The 17091-nt window shown below is 61.7% G+C and carries 17 protein-coding genes; 14 read left to right on the top strand and 3 right to left on the bottom strand.

Annotated features, from left to right (window positions below; translation table 11 throughout):
• Positions 1-57 precede the first annotated feature (57 nt).
• The 4 genes from rho (at position 58) to Y708_RS0116515 (ending at position 5201) form a co-directional block, all read left to right on the top strand.
• Positions 58-2262: a transcription termination factor Rho gene (gene rho / locus Y708_RS0116530; RefSeq protein ID WP_028280783.1), complete on the top strand. Its 2205-nt coding sequence runs from the start codon at positions 58-60 to the stop codon at positions 2260-2262.
• A 171-nt stretch (positions 2263-2433) separates the two neighbouring features.
• Positions 2434-3510, top strand: coding sequence for a peptide chain release factor 1 (gene prfA, locus Y708_RS0116525; protein WP_028280782.1), 1077 nt, complete (start codon positions 2434-2436; stop codon positions 3508-3510).
• Between the two features lie 7 nt (positions 3511-3517).
• A complete protein-coding gene (gene prmC, locus Y708_RS0116520; RefSeq protein ID WP_035776661.1) occupies positions 3518-4390 on the top strand; it encodes a peptide chain release factor N(5)-glutamine methyltransferase in 873 nt (290 codons plus the stop codon).
• Positions 4391-4394: 4 nt separating this feature from the next.
• Entirely contained in the window at positions 4395-5201 is an 807-nt protein-coding gene (locus Y708_RS0116515; RefSeq protein ID WP_028280780.1) for an L-threonylcarbamoyladenylate synthase, read from the top strand.
• On the opposite strand, the gene Y708_RS0116510 is transcribed toward Y708_RS0116515, so the two are convergent.
• The 3 genes from Y708_RS0116510 to Y708_RS0116500 are packed head-to-tail and all read right to left on the bottom strand — an operon-like array spanning position 5158 to position 7950.
• The gene (locus Y708_RS0116510; protein ID WP_028280779.1) at positions 5158-6096 is read right to left on the bottom strand and encodes an NAD-dependent epimerase/dehydratase family protein; all 939 of its coding nucleotides are present in this window, start codon (positions 6094-6096) and stop codon (positions 5158-5160) included. The genes Y708_RS0116515 and Y708_RS0116510 overlap by 44 nt on opposite strands.
• Positions 6093-7049, bottom strand: coding sequence for a glycosyltransferase (locus tag Y708_RS0116505; protein WP_035776659.1), 957 nt, complete (start codon positions 7047-7049; stop codon positions 6093-6095). Before Y708_RS0116505 ends, Y708_RS0116510 begins: the two co-directional genes overlap by 4 nt.
• A gap of 1 nt (position 7050) precedes the next feature.
• Positions 7051-7950 (bottom strand): glycosyltransferase, encoded by a 900-nt coding sequence (locus tag Y708_RS0116500; protein WP_028280777.1) that lies wholly within the window; start codon positions 7948-7950, stop codon positions 7051-7053.
• A gap of 173 nt (positions 7951-8123) precedes the next feature.
• On the opposite strand from Y708_RS0116500, the gene Y708_RS25810 reads away from it, so the two are divergent.
• From Y708_RS25810 to Y708_RS25800, 10 genes are all read left to right on the top strand, one after another.
• A complete protein-coding gene (locus Y708_RS25810; protein ID WP_035776657.1) occupies positions 8124-9989 on the top strand; it encodes a polysaccharide biosynthesis protein in 1866 nt (621 codons plus the stop codon).
• Entirely contained in the window at positions 9989-11011 is a 1023-nt protein-coding gene (locus Y708_RS25805; protein ID WP_035776655.1) for an MraY family glycosyltransferase, read from the top strand. Before Y708_RS25810 ends, Y708_RS25805 begins: the two co-directional genes overlap by 1 nt.
• A 117-nt stretch (positions 11012-11128) precedes the next feature.
• The gene (locus Y708_RS0116485; RefSeq protein WP_028280776.1) at positions 11129-11620 is read left to right on the top strand and encodes a Cg1360 family ATP-synthase-associated protein; all 492 of its coding nucleotides are present in this window, start codon (positions 11129-11131) and stop codon (positions 11618-11620) included.
• On the top strand, positions 11617-11910 hold the full coding sequence (locus Y708_RS0116480; RefSeq protein WP_028280775.1) for a hypothetical protein: 294 nt from the start codon (positions 11617-11619) through the stop codon (positions 11908-11910). Before Y708_RS0116485 ends, Y708_RS0116480 begins: the two co-directional genes overlap by 4 nt.
• Positions 11911-11995: 85 nt before the next feature.
• Positions 11996-12817: a F0F1 ATP synthase subunit A gene (gene atpB, locus Y708_RS0116475; protein WP_028280774.1), complete on the top strand. Its 822-nt coding sequence runs from the start codon at positions 11996-11998 to the stop codon at positions 12815-12817.
• An 82-nt stretch (positions 12818-12899) separates the two neighbouring features.
• Positions 12900-13115 (top strand): ATP synthase F0 subunit C, encoded by a 216-nt coding sequence (locus tag Y708_RS0116470; protein WP_019481292.1) that lies wholly within the window; start codon positions 12900-12902, stop codon positions 13113-13115.
• A gap of 48 nt (positions 13116-13163) precedes the next feature.
• Complete coding sequence (locus tag Y708_RS0116465; protein ID WP_028280773.1) at positions 13164-13712, top strand: F0F1 ATP synthase subunit B; 549 nt, start codon at positions 13164-13166, stop codon at positions 13710-13712.
• Complete coding sequence (locus Y708_RS0116460; RefSeq protein WP_028280772.1) at positions 13712-14527, top strand: F0F1 ATP synthase subunit delta; 816 nt, start codon at positions 13712-13714, stop codon at positions 14525-14527. The genes Y708_RS0116465 and Y708_RS0116460 overlap by 1 nt, the downstream gene beginning before the upstream one ends.
• Positions 14528-14634: 107 nt before the next feature.
• Positions 14635-16269, top strand: a complete 1635-nt coding sequence (gene atpA, locus Y708_RS0116455) for a F0F1 ATP synthase subunit alpha (protein WP_028280771.1) — start codon at positions 14635-14637, stop codon at positions 16267-16269.
• Positions 16270-16349: 80 nt separating this feature from the next.
• A partial coding sequence (locus tag Y708_RS25800; RefSeq protein WP_035776652.1) for a F0F1 ATP synthase subunit gamma occupies positions 16350-17091 on the top strand: 742 nt, incomplete at its 3' end.

The raw sequence follows: 17091 nt of genomic DNA, 5'->3' as shown, positions 1-17091 counted from the left end.
CTAACCAACGCGATCCACATCAGAGATGGATCGCCCGACGAGGGGGAAGGATCCTTCGTGACTGAAACCACTGACCTGACATCAGGTGTGGACACTAAAACCGTTGAAAACAACGGCGCAAAAGCTTCCAAGAGCACCGGACTTGCCGGGCTGAAGCTTGCCCAGCTGCAGGCGCTTGCCGGACAGCTCGGTATTACCGGCGGATCGAGGATGCGCAAGGGTGACCTCGTATCTGCAATAACAGACCATCAGCGGGGGTCGGCGGTTGCAGACCGCCAGAAGTCCGAAACAGCGCCGGCACAGAAGCCCGCGCAGGATTCAAACTCTCTGCAGGATTCAAACCCTGTGCCGGATTCAAGTTCTGCGCAGGAATCAAAGTCTGTTCAGAACGGCTCAGCGCCCGCCGCCGGGCAGGCGCCGGAGGCGGCAGAGCGTCCGTCCCGCACCCGCAATCGCAACCGCAGGGCGGGCAGCGACGGCGTCGTCACCGCAGGAGCACCGGAGACGGCTGCCCCCGAGGCGTCCGGCACCGATGCAGGTGCCGACACTGCGTCCGCAGACACCCAGTCTGAGGGCCAGGAGCGCGGCCGCGGACAGCGTCCAGCAAGGGAAAACCGCCGCGGCGGACGGCGCGGCGAAGACCGTTCCGAACCACAGGCGGAGGCCGGCGCAGAGAAAGATGCCGAGGGACAGGGCACCGCGCAGGACGCCGAATCCCGCGGCGAGGGTCAGAACGACGGTCAGGAGCGGCGAAACGAGCGCCGCGAGCGCGGCCGCTCACGCGGGGACCGGGATGAGAGCCGGCAGGAAAACCGCCGGGGCAACCGCGATGATGACCGCGATGACCGGGGCGGCAACGATAACCGCGGGAGCGACAACCGCGGCAACGATAACCGGGGCGACAGTCGGAACGACAACCGGGGGAACGACAACCGGGGGAACGACAACCGGGGCAACGACAGTGACGGCGGCCGCAATCGCCGAAACCGAAACCGCAGCAGCAACAACCGCGAAGACGACCGCAACAGCCGTTTCCGCGACCGGAACGAGCGCCGCCGCAGCCGCAACCAGAATCCCGAAGTGGATGATGTTGAGGTCACCGAAGATGACGTACTGCTGCCGGTCGCGGGCATCCTAGACGTGCTCGAGAACTACGCGTTTGTCCGGACATCCGGATACCTGCCAGGTTCCAACGACGTCTACGTGTCGCTGGCCCAGGTCAAGAAGTACGGCCTACGCAAGGGCGATGCCGTGGTCGGTGCCATCCGCGCACCGCGTGACGGAGAGAACCAGAGCAACGCGCGTCAGAAGTTCAACGCGCTGGTCCGTCTGACCTCGATCAACGGCAAGACCCCTGAAGAGCTCAAGGACCGCGTCGACTTCGCCAAGCTGGTTCCGCTGTACCCGTCGGAGCGTCTGCGTCTGGAAACCGAGCCCAAGAAGATCGGCCCGCGTGTCATTGACCTTGTGGCGCCCATCGGAAAGGGCCAGCGTGGCCTGATTGTCTCCCCACCCAAGGCCGGTAAGACACTCATCCTGCAGGCGATCGCCAACGCCATCACCATCAACAATCCCGAGGTTCACCTCATGATGGTGCTGGTTGACGAACGTCCCGAGGAAGTCACCGACATGCAGCGCACGGTCAAGGGAGAGGTTATTGCCTCCACCTTTGATCGGCCCGCCGATGACCACACCACCGTCGCTGAACTGTCCATCGAGCGCGCCAAGCGCCTCGTAGAGATGGGGATGGACGTCGTCGTACTCCTTGACTCGATGACCCGCCTGGGACGCGCCTACAACCTGGCTGCCCCCGCGTCGGGACGTATCCTCTCCGGTGGCGTGGATTCCGCCGCACTGTACCCGCCGAAGCGGTTCTTCGGAGCGGCACGCAACATCGAAAACGGCGGCTCGCTGACCATCCTGGCAACTGCTCTGGTGGAAACCGGGTCCAAGATGGACGAAGTGATCTTCGAGGAGTTCAAGGGCACCGGCAACATGGAGCTCCGGCTCTCCCGCGATCTCGCCGACAAGCGGATCTTCCCGGCCGTGGACGTCAACGCGTCCGGCACCCGCCGTGAGGAAAACCTGTTGTCCGCGGATGAGGTCAAGATCATGTGGAAGCTGCGCCGTGTCCTTTCGGGCCTGGGAACGCAGCAGTCGCTTGAGCTGCTCACCAACAAGATCCGGGACACGCAGTCAAACGTCGAGTTCCTGATGCAGGTCCAGAAGACCACGCTGGGGGCGAAGAGCGACAACGATTAGCTGAGCTAACGATGCAGGGTCGGACCGCGGCCCGGCGCAACGAAATTTCCTCGTTCCTCGGAAATATTAACGCGCCTACACCGCGGACCGGCCCTGCATCTCCCGTCTCCGCACGATGCCGCTCTCATGATTGTTAAACTGGCTCCCAAAGTCGAAAGAGGTTTTCCCACGATGTTTGAGTCCATCCAAAGCCTGCTTGATGAGCACGCTGAGCTGCAGTTGCGGCTCTCCGACCCCGCCGTACACGCAGACCAGGGGCTGGCCCGAAAGCTTGGACGCCGGTACGCGGAGCTCAGCGGCATCGTGGATGCGCATCACAAATGGCACGCGCTTCAAGAGGACCTTGAGGCCGCGAAGGAGATGGACGACGATCCAGAGTTCGCCGCCGAAATTCCTGTCCTTCAGGAGCAGCTTGCGGGCGCGCAGGAACGCCTGCGGCGACTGCTGATCCCACGCGATCCCAATGACAGCCGTAACGTCATTATTGAGGTCAAGGGTGGCGAAGGCGGAGACGAAGCTGCGTTGTTTGCAGGGGACCTGCTTCGCATGTACACGAGGTATGCCGAGTCGCGCGGTTGGAAGACCGAGATCATTTCGGCAACCGAGTCCGATCTCGGTGGCTACAAGGATGTCCAGATGGCCATCAAGGGTTCGTCGAATGATCCTGCCGAGGGGGTGTACGCACGGTTCAAGTTTGAGGGCGGCGTCCACCGCGTGCAACGCGTTCCGGTGACTGAATCGCAGGGGCGCATCCACACGTCCGCGGCCGGCGTCCTGGTTCTTCCCGAGGTCGATGAGCCGGAAGAAGTGGAAATCAGCCAGAACGATCTCAAGATTGATGTTTACCGCTCGTCGGGTCCGGGCGGTCAGTCCGTTAACACCACTGACTCCGCGGTGCGCATTACCCACCTGCCCACGGGCATTGTGGTGGCCATGCAGAACGAAAAGTCGCAGCTGCAGAACCGTGAAGCCGCGATGAGAGTGCTCCGCTCCCGTATTCTTGCGCATCAGCAGGAACAGATTGACGCAGCAAACTCCGACATTCGGAAGTCGCAGATCCGCACCATGGACCGCTCCGAACGCATCCGCACCTACAACTATCCGGAGAACAGGATCGCCGACCACCGCACCGGGTACAAGGCCTACAACCTGGACGCTGTCATCAATGGCGATCTGGAGCCCGTGGTGCAGGCCGCTATTGAGATGGACGAACAGGCCCAGCTCGACGCCATTGGCGAAGACGACTAATTCCGCAGTGGAGTCACTTGACCATGCGCTTGCCGCTGCCGCCCGGCAACTGGCTGATGCAGGAGTGCCCAGTGCCCGGGTGGACGCCGAGTTGCTGGCCGCTCACCTGCTTGGTGAAACGCCGGGACGCGTGCGGGCGCTGGCACTGACAGGTTCGCCTGCCCCCGAGGGGTTCTTTGACCTGGTGGCAGAGCGCTCCCGGAGGGTTCCACTACAGCACATCACCGGTATTGCGTACTTCCGGCATCTGGAGTTGTCCGTGGGGCCGGGCGTCTTCATTCCCCGGCCGGAAACCGAGTCGGTGGCCCAGCTGGCAATCGATCACGCTGGAACCCTTTCCCATCCCAAGGTGGTGGACCTTGGGACCGGGTCGGGAGCCATCGCCGGATCCATTGCGCAGGAGGTTCCCGGCGCTGAGGTCCACGCCGTCGAACTCGACGGGTTGGCCATTGCCTGGGCGGCGCGGAACCTTGAGCCATTGAATGTGATTCTTACGCAGGGCGATTTCCGGACCGCGCTGAGCGAGCACAACGGGACCTTTGACATTGTTGTTTCCAACCCCCCGTACATTCCTGCCGAGGCCGTCCCCAGGGATCCCGAGGTGGCGGAGCACGATCCGTCGATTGCGCTCTATGGCGGCAGCGCTGACGGACTGTTCCTGCCCCTCGCCGCGGCGGAGAGTGCTGCGCGCCTCCTCGTTCCGGGTGGGTACTTCGTGATGGAACACGCCGAGATTCAAGCCCCTGAAATCAAGAGAATCCTGGAAGCTGATGCCCGCTGGACCGATGTCCGGACCCATCCGGACCTCAGCGGACGCGACCGGGCAACGTCCGCCCACCGCACTCAATGTGCGAATGCCCGCACACAGGTGAAAGGATGACCCAGTGACATCCACCTATGATTGTTCGGACACCAAACAGCGGGCTGAGGGGCTTGCCCGCGCACAACGCGCACTGGCCGCGAAGCAGTGCGTGGTGATCCCCACTGACACGGTCTACGGAATCGCTGCTGACGCGTTTTCCCCGCAGGCCGTTGCTACCCTCCTCGCGGCAAAGGGCCGTGGACGCAGCATGCCCCCGCCCGTGCTGATTCCGCGGCTGCAGACCATGGAAGGGCTTGCCTCCGATGTGCACCCGGATGCACGCAGGCTTGCCGAGGCTTTCTGGCCCGGCGGCCTCACCCTCATCATGCGCGCCCAGCCCTCGCTGACCTGGGATCTCGGCGAGACCTACGGCACGGTGGCGCTCCGCATGCCCGACGACGCCGCGGCACTTGAACTCCTTGTCCTCACCGGGCCGCTGGCGGTATCCTCGGCCAACCGGACGGGTCAGGCCGCGGCCACCTCCGCGACCGATGCTTATGGTCAGTTGGGAGAATCGGTCGAGGTGTACCTCGACGACGGCGGTCGCGACGGGGGAGCGGGCGCCTCCACCATCGTCGATGCCACCCGCCAGCCGATGACTGTGGTCCGCGAAGGTGTGATCAGTATCGAACGGCTCAGGGAAGTTGTTCCGGGCATCGGGTTACCCGGGCAGGACGCACAGGACGGCTCCGCGAACAAAGACTCGGGCGACGGCGACACTGAAGCAGACGCCGGCGACGGCGACACTGAAGCAGACGCGAGCGACGGCGCCGCGGACGAAGACGCTACCGTCTCCTCCGAGCGCCCGCTTCCTCAAGAACGGAACTGACCCGGGCCTTCGGCCGGATCCCGTTTTCCTCCGCCCAGCCACGCACCTGGGACTGGCCAAACCACATGAGCTCAACGCGCCGTAATGATCCGTGCAGCCGCTCTCTGGTCAGCCGGGAGACTGCGTAACCGGCCTTCAGGATCACGCGGCACAGCCCGGCCGGCAGCAGTTGGGGAGTCCCACCGGCTGATTCCAATACGGTGCGAACTGTGAGGCCCTCCCACGGCTGAAGCACAATTGGCGCAACCGGCCCTGCATGGGTGCCAACCGCCATCACCAGATCGGCCAGCGACTCCACCGATGTCACGGGACTTGGGGCGGTGCCGGGTGCGGCCACGGAAGCGAGTGGTGATGCTGCGAGGCGTGCGAGGGCCTTCGTCGTTGGCCTGTCCCATCCCTGTACCGAGGTGGCCCGCAGGATGACGATGTTGGGCGCGCCGTCCACAAGGGCGCGCAGACCCGCTTCGCCCAGCGCTTTGCTGCGGGAGTAAGGGGAGAAGGGCTCAACCTCGAAGGATTCGTCGAGCATGCTGCGGTGTCCCTGGACAGCCGCGCTGCTGAGGTGGATGAGCCGTTCCACTCCGGAGCGTGCACAGGCCTGCGCCACCAGAACGGGGAGCAGCGCGTTGGCACCTGTCAGCCGTGACGTGTCCAGATTTCCAGGCGTGGCAAGTCCGGCGGCGTTGACCACGATCGTGTGCCCCTGAAACGCGTCCGCGAGGGACATGACAACCTCTTCATGGAGGGCTGCCTGATTCACCAGTTCGGCCGGTGAGGTCGCGGTACTTGTCAACCGGGGTGCGCTCACCGGCACGTGGTCAATGCCGGAGGTTGTCAGCGCCAGGCTGACCGCACTGCCCACAAATCCCCCGGCTCCAAGGACAACCCAGCTCATAGGCTGTCCCTCGCTGGCGCCTCGGCTGTAAGCGCGGGCATGGGTTCCCAGGTGGGATCTTTCAGGATCCTGCGGGACTCACGCCACCCGCTCCACAGAAAGCCGACGCCGGACAGCGTGCCTTCCACAGCGGCCAACCGGAACAGCTCCTTTCCCGCGGTCAGGGCGGTTCCCAACGCAAAACCAAACCGGTTGAAGCTATTCCTGGTCTGAAGATACCGAGCCAAATGGCCACGGTTCTTCATGCCGCAGTACCTGCCGAGGTTGCTCGAATCGTTCAAATGCCGCACCACCAGGTTGATCTGCTTCTGTGGGCGGGCCTTGCGGAGCACAAACTCATTGACGTACACCACGGGTTCGCGTTGCGCGATGAGCCACCCGTACGTGGTGTCATCACCATTCACGAAGAACCGTGGATCAGGCAGCCCCACCTCGCGCACCACATCGGCTCTGACCAGCATGCCTTCGAAGCAGCCAACATTTGTGCGCAGGACGTTGGTCCTGGCAAACACATCTCCCTGGACCGGAAAGTGCACGCCAAAGAAGGCGTTGAAACGGTGCTGCCAGAAGAACGGCTGGCCGTTCTGGTCCCAGCGACGCCCGTGGATGCACCGGTAGGTCCGCATCCACGGCGCAAAGGATGCGAGCGCACCTGGGATGGTTTCGACGTCGTCGTCCATCAGCCACAGCCACTGCGCGTCTTCGGAGAGGGCGCGCTGCATTCCCGCCGAGAATCCGCCCGATCCGCCAACATTATTCCTGAGCCGGTGGTGGATGACGGGAAAATCCAGTGTCTTGGCGGCTGCGGCAATCACCGCGGGGGTGTGGTCGGTGCTGGCGTTGTCCACAACAATGACTCCCTGTGGAGCGGGGTCCAGTGCACCGATGGAGTCCAGCAGGTTGGACAGGTATTCGGCGCGGTTGAAAGTGGTGACCACCACCTGGATGTTCATATCAGAATCCCTGATCGGACGGAGGCCCAAAGCTTCGTCCACGTACGCCCACCGCATAGGCCCGTGCCCAGGAGGCCAGGCCCTTCGGATCGCGCCGGCGAAGGTAGTAGACGGGGTAGCCGATCAAATCCGCCACCAGCGAGCGCACGCGGCGGTAACGCCGGGTCAAGTGCCCGCGGTTGCGGAAGTAGAAGTAGCGCTTGAACTCTGTCTCGGGGACGAGTACATGCAGCCGGTCACCGATCACGGATTGCACCTCATCCCAGCCGGGCGGGTGGCTGAGCGCAACGGTGGTGACTGTGCCAAAGTGAATGCCCGCGTGCCGGAGGCGGAGCATGAAGTCGGTCTCATCACCGCGGATGAACAGCCTGAGATCAGGCAGGCCCACGCGGAAGAAGACGCTGGAGCGGATCAGCGCCCCATTGAAAAACTGACCGATGTCCGGGATGAACTCCAGTTTTTCCACCGCTGCCCGGTCGTGCGTGGTGTGTCCCTCCACCCGGAAGGGAAACGAGAGCTTCGAATGATCGGCGGGGGCCACAATAATAGGTACGACGACGTCGAGGCCCCTTGAGCGAGCGGCCTCAAGGAGGCCTCCAAGACAGTCGGGGTCCTCCGGATGGGCGTCGTCGTCCATGATCCAGATCCACTCGGCGCCGCTGGCCATTGCCGAGAGGATGGCCAGGGAGAATCCACCCGCGCCGCCCAGATTTGTAGTGGACCGAATGTAGTTCACCGGTGTTTTGGACTGTGCTGCGAGGGCCGCAACATCGCGGCTGCCGGAGTCCACGAGGGCGATCGATTGGATGGGACTGGTTTGCGCGGAGAGAGCGCCCAGAAGGGTCTGCACATCATCCGGTCTGTCAAAGGTCACTGCCGCAACAGCCACGGTTTCCTGCAAAACGGTCCTTTCATTCGGGCCCTGAACGCGTCTTTCAAGAAGCGAACGCTAAAGGATGTGCGGTTAGTATTCTGGGGTAGGGAAAGTCTATTACACGGCCGGCATCTCGGATTCGGGTCAGCTCGGAATGGCCGCGTGCCACCGACACTTTCGGCGCTCCAGCTTAAGGAACCATGACACAGACCAACAACCAGGACCCTGCGCGCAGCGGAGGGAAGGGCAACTCGGACGCCAGGTCGGAAAAACCGGCGCTCTGGCTGTGGTCCCAGTATGCGTTCGATTCTGTCGCCTGGATTGTGGCCATTCTGCTGGCGCTGATTCTGCGTTATGAACTCCTGGTTAACCAGGTTTATGTTCCAGGGGTAGTGGCCATTTGCGCAGTCGCCGTTGTGACGCAGTTGATCATCGGAATGAGCTTCGCGCTGTACCGCGGCCGCTACAGTTTTGGCAGTTTCCACGAGGCGAGGCTGCTGGTCATAGTCACGGTGATCGTTTCAGTCATAGTTCTGCTCGTCAGTGTCGCCTTATTCACGGTGCTTCAGATTCCCCGCAGCGTAGGCATCATCGCCTTCCCCTTCGCGTGTATGTTCATGGCGTCGACGCGCTATCTGAAGCGCATGTATGTGGAGAGCAAGACCAAGCCGGGGGAGGACGCCCAGCGCACCCTGATTTACGGCGCCGGGTTCCTTGGGAATTCCCTTGTGGGCCGGATGATCCAGGACCGGGAGTCACCCTACTTCCCCGTGGGTCTGATCGATGATGATCCAGCGAAGAAACACCTCCGACTCTCCACGGTCCCGGTGCTCGGCAGGGTTGAGGATCTACCGGAAATTATCAGCCGCACGCGTGCGTCCGCTCTGGTCATCGCGTTCTCCGAGGTTGAGGCCGCCCAGGTGCGGCGGGTCTCGGATCTGGTTGCCGGACTGAATATCCGGGTGCTGGTGCTTCCACCGCTGCGGGACATGCTGGGCGGATCCGGAACCGGCTTGACGGATTTCCGGGAGGTTGCGGTGGAGGACCTGATCGGCCGGCGGCCGGTGGACATCCATGCCGATGAAGTAGCCGGCTACATTTCTGGACGCAAAGTCCTGGTGACCGGCGCCGGTGGATCGATCGGTTCAGAGCTGTGCCGGCAGATCGCCGAGTTTGGCCCGGCAGAACTGATTATGCTCGACCGGGACGAGACCGGTCTCCAGTCAACGCAGATTTCGCTGACCGGCCGTGGGCTGCTCACCGGCAGGGACACGGTCCTCGCGGACATCCGTGAGGCGGACACCCTTCGGGAGATTTTCAAGGACAGACGTCCGGAGGTTGTCTTTCACGCGGCGGCGTTGAAGCACGTTTCGCTGTTGGAGCAGTACCCGGAGGAAGCCTGGAAGACAAATGTCCTTGGCACGTTGAACGTGCTGCGGGCGGCGGAAGTGGCCGGCGTAGGCAATTTCGTCAACATCTCCACGGATAAGGCTGCAAACCCCACCAGTGTCCTGGGCCATTCGAAGCGGGTCGCAGAGAAGCTGACAGCCTGGACGGCCGGATTGCACGGAAAGAAGTATGTCTCAGTGCGCTTCGGCAATGTGATCGGAAGCCGTGGGTCCATGCTCCCCCTGTTCACTGAGCAAATCCGGGTAGGCGGCCCTCTTACCGTGACCGATCCCGAGGTCACACGTTTCTTCATGACCATCCCCGAGGCCTGTCAGTTGGTGATCCAGGCCGGCGCGATCGGCCGGGGCGGCGAGGTGCTCCTGCTCGATATGGGGGAGCCGGTGAAAATACTGGATGTTGCACGGCGCATGATCGCCATGTCAGGTAAGGACATCGAGATTGTGTTCACGGGTCTGCGGAAGGGCGAAAAAATGCACGAGGACCTGGTGGGCATCGGAGAGGACGACGCCCGCCCGCTGCACCCCAAGATTTCCCACGCCCGCGTGTCCGCGCTGGACCCGGCGATGCTGGACCTGCGGGAGTGGAAAACCAAGGGTGGGATAGAGCAGTTCAACGCAGGAAGCGGCGACGAGCCCTCCCAGGAAAAGGGTGCCTGATGCTGCTCTACCTGGTAACCGGGAGTGCGTTGGTCCTCAGCGCGCTTCTGCCCTTTGCCCTGAAGCCGCTTCTTACCAGGCTTGGTGTCCTGGATATTCCCAACGAACGCTCCTCGCACACCACCGTGGTGATCCGGGGAGTCGGCATCACTGTCGCCGTTGGGATTGCCGGGGGACTTGTCCTTGCTCTACTGACAGGACTTGTGCCCGTTGACCGTTCAATCGTCGTGATTCTGCTGGCGATGATTGGTGCGTCTGCGCTCCTTGGCTGGATCGAGGACTACCGCGGTATCTCCATCCGCGTCCGTCTCGGAATCCAACTTGGAATCGGCGCGGCCGGAACCGCGGCCCTTGCCTGGACTATCGGGCAGGGCTACTGGTGGATTCCGGTGGGTGCGCTTGCCGTCGCCGCGTACGTAAATGCCGCGAACTTCATGGATGGCATCAACGGAATCTCGGGATTTCACGGTGTGACCGTGGGGATCTTCTACTCCATCGCGGGCATGTTGGGAGACCAGTTCTGGCTGACGACCGCGGGCCTGGTGGTGGCTGCCGCGTTCGCAGGGTTCCTTCCCTGGAACCTTGGACGGGGATTTGTCTTCCTAGGCGACGTTGGCAGCTATCTCCTGGGCGCATCGATCGCCGCACTGGCCGTGGCGGGACTGCTGTCGGGAGTTTTCCTTGAATACCTGTTCTCGCCAGTGCTCATCTATCTCGCCGACACCTTCACCACGTTCCTGCGCCGAGCCAAGGCGCGCAAGCGCTGGTATGCCTCGCATCGCGAGCACGTTTACCAGCAGTTGACGGACGTTGGTCTCACCCATCTCCAGGCATCCCTGTTCGTGACTGTCTGCTCCGTGCTGGTCGGCGCGGCAGGGTTTGTGCTGGCTACCGCGCCGGCTCCACTGGCCGTTGCCTGTTCGCTCTTTGCCGCGGGAGTGGTTGTCCTCTACCTGTACTCGCCTGCACTCATTGCCCGAATCAAGGATTCGTCTGTCCGAAGGTCAGCCATAGATAGTTAGTGTAGGCAACCACCGGCTGCCGGGCATTTCTATCTATTGTAGAATTGACGGCAGGCAGCGGGTGGTTGAAAATCCGCAAAAGCCTCCCACCCAACCTGTATCGACGGATGGATTTCCATGAGCACCCCGGACGCCCCCCGCGTCAGTGCCCACAGCGGCACTGTCTCGCCGGCGTCGGGCCCCACAACATCTCCGTGGCTCAAAATTCTCTGGTACTGTCTGGCCTCCACGGCTGCAGCACTTGCTCTGATGTCCGTGGCGGCATTGATCCTGACCGGGCCCGAAGGAGCACTCAGCGCGGTCTTTGGGTACGCCGTCGTCGTACTCTTCTTTGGCATCAGCCTGCTGGTCGGACACTTTGCCGGCCGCAACAATCCCTCCGGTGCAATTGGTCTCTTCGCCGTTACCTATGCGATCAAAGTGGTTGGCTTTGCTGCGCTGCTTTTCTTCCTGGGCGCACCCGTTTGGCTCGAGCGCACCTGGTTCTTCATTGGTGCGGTTGCCACCGTGGTGCTCTGGCAGATTGTTGAGCTGACCGTGTTCTCAAAGAGCCGCCAGCAGCTCTACAACGACCCTGAGACACCAGCATCCACGGAGCCACTCCAATGACGGGGAAGCAACCGGATGAGGCCGCCAAAGGCAAATACAGCAGTGGCGGATACAACGCCGGCATCGCCGTCTTCAGCTACATCATTGGCGGGATCCTCGTCTGGAGTTTGATAGGGTGGGGGCTGGACAATCTCCTGGAAACACGCTGGATGGTGCTTGCAGGAGGACTTTTGGGTGCATTGGGCGGTTTCTACCTCTCCCACAAGCACAACCTCACCCGGTCGAATGATTCCAATTCCAGCGGTGCGTCGCGGTCTGGTTCAGAGCCGGACGGGGAGGGCCCAAAGTGACGTCAGAAAACTTAATGAGTCGGAGCAGTGATGCTGTGCCCGATCAAACCTTGCCCAACGATGGACACTGCAGAGAGGAAACGCGTTGATCGCGCTTGCGCTCCCGGCCCAAACCACTGAAGAGGGCTTTGTGCCCCCTACAATTGACGACACTCACTACCGGGACATCTTCCCCTGGGGCGGTGAGTACGGCGTCTGGTTCGAAGGTGGTTTCGGCAAGCAGATGCTGATGATCATCATCTCAGTCATCCTCATCGGCTCCTTCTTTTACGTAACCTCCCGCAAGGGCCAGTTGGTTCCCGGAAAGATGCAGTTCCTCGGAGAATCCGCGTATGGATTTGTGCGGAACTCCATCGGCAAGGACATTATTGGCGGCAAGGACTTCCTGAAGTACGTGCCGTGGCTGTTTACGGCGTTCTTCTTCATCCTGGTGAACAACATCTTTGGAGCCGTTCCACTGCTCCAGCTGCCGAGTTTCTCCCACCCGGGCAGCGCTTACGCTATCGCCGCGATCTTTTACATCCTGTGGGTCGGCATTGGCATCAAGAAGCACGGAATCAGGTACTTCAAACTGGCCGTAGTTCCGACGGGTGTTCCCTGGTACATCATGCCCCTGGTGGTCCCGATCGAGATCATCTCCAACTTCCTGGTCCGTCCAGTCACCCACTCACTCCGACTTTTTGCGACCATGCTCGCCGGCCACCTCATCGTGACACTTGCCGGAAGCGCGATTGAGTACATGGCGCTCACCGGAAACATCCTCCTGCAGGGCACCGGGGTGCTGGTTCTGGGTGGCGCAGTTGCCATGTATATGCTCGAAGCGTTGATCATGGTGCTGCAGGCGTACGTATTCACGCTGCTCGCAGCGATCTATATCGAAGGCGCCCTCAACGCCGACGCCCACTGAGTTTACGAAGTTCAAAAGACTTCCCCGTCGGGGATGATCCCAAACAACCTGCCGCACACCGCGGCATCTTGAAAGGAACACAATGGAAGTACAGGGTAGCCTCAACCTCGTAGGATACGGTCTCTCCGCAATCGGCGGTGGAATCGGTGTGGGCCTCGTCTTCGCCGCATACATCAACGGTGTGGCACGTCAGCCCGAGGCCCAGCGCGTTCTCCAGCCAATCGCCTTCCTGGGCCTGGCGCTTACTGAAGCTCTCGCCATCCTTGGTCTGGTCTTCGCCTTCGTTATCGGCGCCTAGCTTTTCGCTGGGTGATCAGAAGACTAGTTGTAGAAAGACGGGTGAAACATGTTAGACGCAGCGATTATGGCAGCGGAAGAAGGCTCTAGCCCGCTCATTCCAAACCTGTGGGAATTGCTCGTAACAGTCGCAGGCTTCGCCGTGCTGATGTACATCGTCATCAAGTACGTGATGCCCGCGTTCGAAAAAACGTTCGCTGAACGCACCGAAGCCATCGAGGGCGGAATCGCCAAGGCGGAGGCGGCTCAGGCTGAAGCGAATGCTGCGCTGGACGAATACAAGCAGCAGCTCGTTGAAGCTCGCACCGAGGCCAACCGTATCCGCGAGGAAGCACGCGCTGAAGGTGCGCAGATTCTCGCTGAGCTCAAGGAGAAGGCCGCGTCGGAGTCAGCCCGGATCACCGAGCAGGCCCATGTGCAGATTGAAGCTGAGCGCCAGGCCGCCGTGGTCTCGCTCCGTGCCGAAGTTGGCACGCTGGCAACTGATCTGGCCAGCCGCATTGTCGGTGAATCCCTTGCAGACGATGACCGGTCCGCACGTGTAGTCGACAGGTTCCTTGCTGACTTGGAATCGCAGAGTGCAGGTGCATCCAAGTAATGGCAGGCGTATCTAGCCAGTCCCTGGCTGCAGCGAAGAAAGATCTTGAACCACGTCTCAGCGGCGCAACGCTTATGTTGGCCGAGGAGCTTTTCGGGGTGCTGGACATGCTCGACAGCAACGCTGGCCTTCGCCGGGCGCTGACCGATCCTTCCCGACAGGGGAAGGACAAGTCGGCGTTGGTGCAGCAGCTCATTGGCGGAAAGGTATCTGAGGAAGCCGCCTTGATCGTCAAAGATCTAGTGGCCACCCGCTGGGCCTCCGCCCGTGATATCGGAGACGCGCTGGAAACGCTCGCCGCCACTGTGGCGATCGCCGTGGCTGAGAACAAGGGCACCGGTTCGGAAGGACTGGAAGGCCTTGAGAATGATCTCTTTGCCTTCATCAGCGTGGTTGCATCCAGCCATGACCTGCAGCGCGCCCTGTCTGAAACGCAGGCTGACGCCACGGCCAAGTCTGCGCTTGCGCTTAAGCTCGTGCCGCACGCCGGAGACGAAGCACGGCTGTTGATCCGTCAGGCGGTGCTTTCGCCCCGCGGTATACGCTCCAGTGCACTTGTAGGGCGGTTTGTTGAGCTCGTGGCCGAGCGCCAGGAGCGGTGGATAGCCAACGTCAGCGTCACCCGTCCGCTGTCGGAGGATCAGTATTCACGACTCCAGGCCGGCCTCAACCGCCTCTATGACCGCGATCTTAAGGTCAACCTCACAGTCGATCCATCGTTGGTGGGCGGCGTCCGCGTCAAGGTAGGCGACGAAGTGGTTGACGCCACTGCGTTCGCCCGGTTGTCTGAACTGCGCCGAAAGCTGGCGGTATAGCCGCCAGTACGGCAGCTTTTGAAACTCAGACTCATAACAGACTGAACAAACACCGGTCGCCGCAACAAGCAGGCGGTGATCACAACACAGGAGAGCAGGGACTGCAGATGGCCGAATTGACCATCAACGCCGAAGACGTCCGTAATGCGTTGAACGAGTTCGCGGCGTCCTACGAACCCGGCAACGCGGAACGCGTTGAAGTTGGCCGCGTCACCACCGCAAGCGATGGCATCGCCAAGGTGGAGGGGCTTCCCTCCGTCATGGCAAACGAATTGCTGCGGTTCGAAGATGGAACACTGGGCCTCGCCCAGAACCTCGACACCCGCGAAATCGGTGTTGTGGTGCTTGGCGACTACTACGGCATTGAAGAGGGCCAGGAAGTTCACCGTACCGGTGAGATTCTCTCCGTGCCCGTTGGCGATGCGTTTCTGGGTCGCGTGGTCGACCCGCTCGGCCAGCCGATTGACGATCTCGGTGAGATCAAGGCAGAGGCCCGCCGCGCACTTGAGCTTCAGGCTCCCGGTGTGACCCAGCGGAAGTCGGTCCATGAGCCCATGCAGACCGGTTTGAAGGCCATCGACGCCATGATTCCGATTGGCCGTGGTCAGCGTCAGCTGATCATTGGTGACCGCCAGACAGGCAAGACCGCCATCGCGGTGGACACCATCATCAACCAGAAAGCCAACTGGGAATCCGGCGACACGCAAAAGCAGGTCCGCTGCATCTACGTGGCCATTGGCCAGAAGGCATCCACCATCGCTGCAGTCCGCCAGACTCTGGAGGACAAGGGTGCGCTGGAGTACACCACCATCGTCGCCTCCCCGGCGTCAGACCCGGCTGGCTTCAAATACCTTGCTCCCTACGCCGGTTCGGCCATCGGCCAGCACTGGATGTACGCCGGCAAGCATGTCCTGATCATCTTTGATGACCTCTCCAAGCAGGCGGAAGCGTACCGTGCAGTCTCACTCCTGCTGCGCCGTCCACCGGGACGCGAAGCGTACCCCGGTGACGTTTTCTACCTGCACTCCCGTCTCCTGGAGCGTTGTGCCAAGCTTTCCGACGAGCTTGGCGCAGGTTCGATGACCGGTCTGCCGATCGTCGAAACCAAGGCCAACGACGTTTCGGCCTATATCCCGACCAACGTCATCTCCATTACCGATGGCCAGATCTTCCTCCAGTCCGACCTCTTCAACGCCAACCAGCGTCCAGCTGTCGACGTTGGTGTCTCAGTCTCCCGCGTGGGCGGCTCCGCACAGGTCAAGGCCATGAAGAAGGTCTCCGGTACGTTGAAGCTGGATCTTGCGCAGTACCGCGATATGCAGGCCTTCGCAATGTTTGCGTCGGACCTGGACGCTGCGTCGCGCCAGCAGCTCACCCGTGGCGCGCGCCTGATGGAACTGCTGAAGCAGGGCCAGTATGCACCGTTCCCCATCGAAGAGCAGGTTGTGTCCATTTGGGCCGGCACCAACGGATACCTCGACGAGGTCCCCATCGAGGACATCAACAAGTTCGAGAGCCAGTTCCTTGAACATCTGCGCCACAAGTCGTCGGTTCTGACCACCCTGCGGGAAACCAATGTGCTGGAAGACTCAACCGTGGACGAGCTGAAGTCCCACATTGGGGACTTCAAGCAGGGCTTCTTCGGCGAGGGCCACGACGGACTCGTTGCCGGGCACGAGGAACACAGTGCACTGGCCGAGGACGAGGTCGACCAGGAAAAGATCGTCAAGCAGAAGCGCTAGCGGCTCCGGTGCCCGGTCTGCGGACCGGGCATCAGGCCTAAGCCGTACTCCCTCGCGGGATTACGAAGGAAAGGACAAGTATGGGAGCCCAGATCCGGGTCTACCGCCAGAAGATCGCCTCGACCACGTCGATGCGCAAGATCTTCAAGGCGATGGAGCTGATCGCTACCTCTCGCATTGGCAAGGCACGCGCACGCGTATCGTCGTCGCTGCCTTATGCCAACGCGATCACCCGCGCCGTTTCCGCAGTCGCATCGCAGTCTGAGATCGATCACCCCCTGACCACCGAGCCGGAGCAAATCCGCCGTGCCGCCGTGTTGGTCATGACCTCCGACCGCGGGCTTGCCGGATCCTATTCGGCGAGTGTGCTGAAGCAGGCTGAATCCCTCATTGAGCTGTTGCGCGAGGAGGGCAAGGAGATCAAGACCTACCTGGTTGGCCGCAAGGCCCAGGCGTACTTCGACTTCCGGAACCGGTCCTACGAAAAGGTATGGACCGGCGGTACCGACGCGCCTGAGTTCGAGACTGCGAGGGACGTTGGCAAGGCGCTTCTTGCGGAGTTCGCGACCGATTTCGACGACGGTGGCGTGGACGAAATCCACGTGGTCTACACGCGGTTCCGTTCCATGGTCGTACAGGAGCCAACCGTCATCCGACTGCTTCCACTGGAGGTTGTCGAAGAGAAAGCAGCCTCGGAGTCGGATCTGCTTCCTCTGTACGAGTACGAGCCGGAACCGGAACGGGTCCTTGACGCACTGCTTCCGCGGTACATCGAATCCCGTATCTTCGCGGCATTGCTCCAGGCGGCCGCGAGTGAACTCG

Origin of the sequence: Arthrobacter sp. H5 (assembly GCF_000520595.1) — a bacterium.
Classification (GTDB): Bacteria; Actinomycetota; Actinomycetes; order Actinomycetales; family Micrococcaceae; genus Arthrobacter_D.
This window is presented reverse-complemented; position numbering and strand designations above follow the sequence as displayed.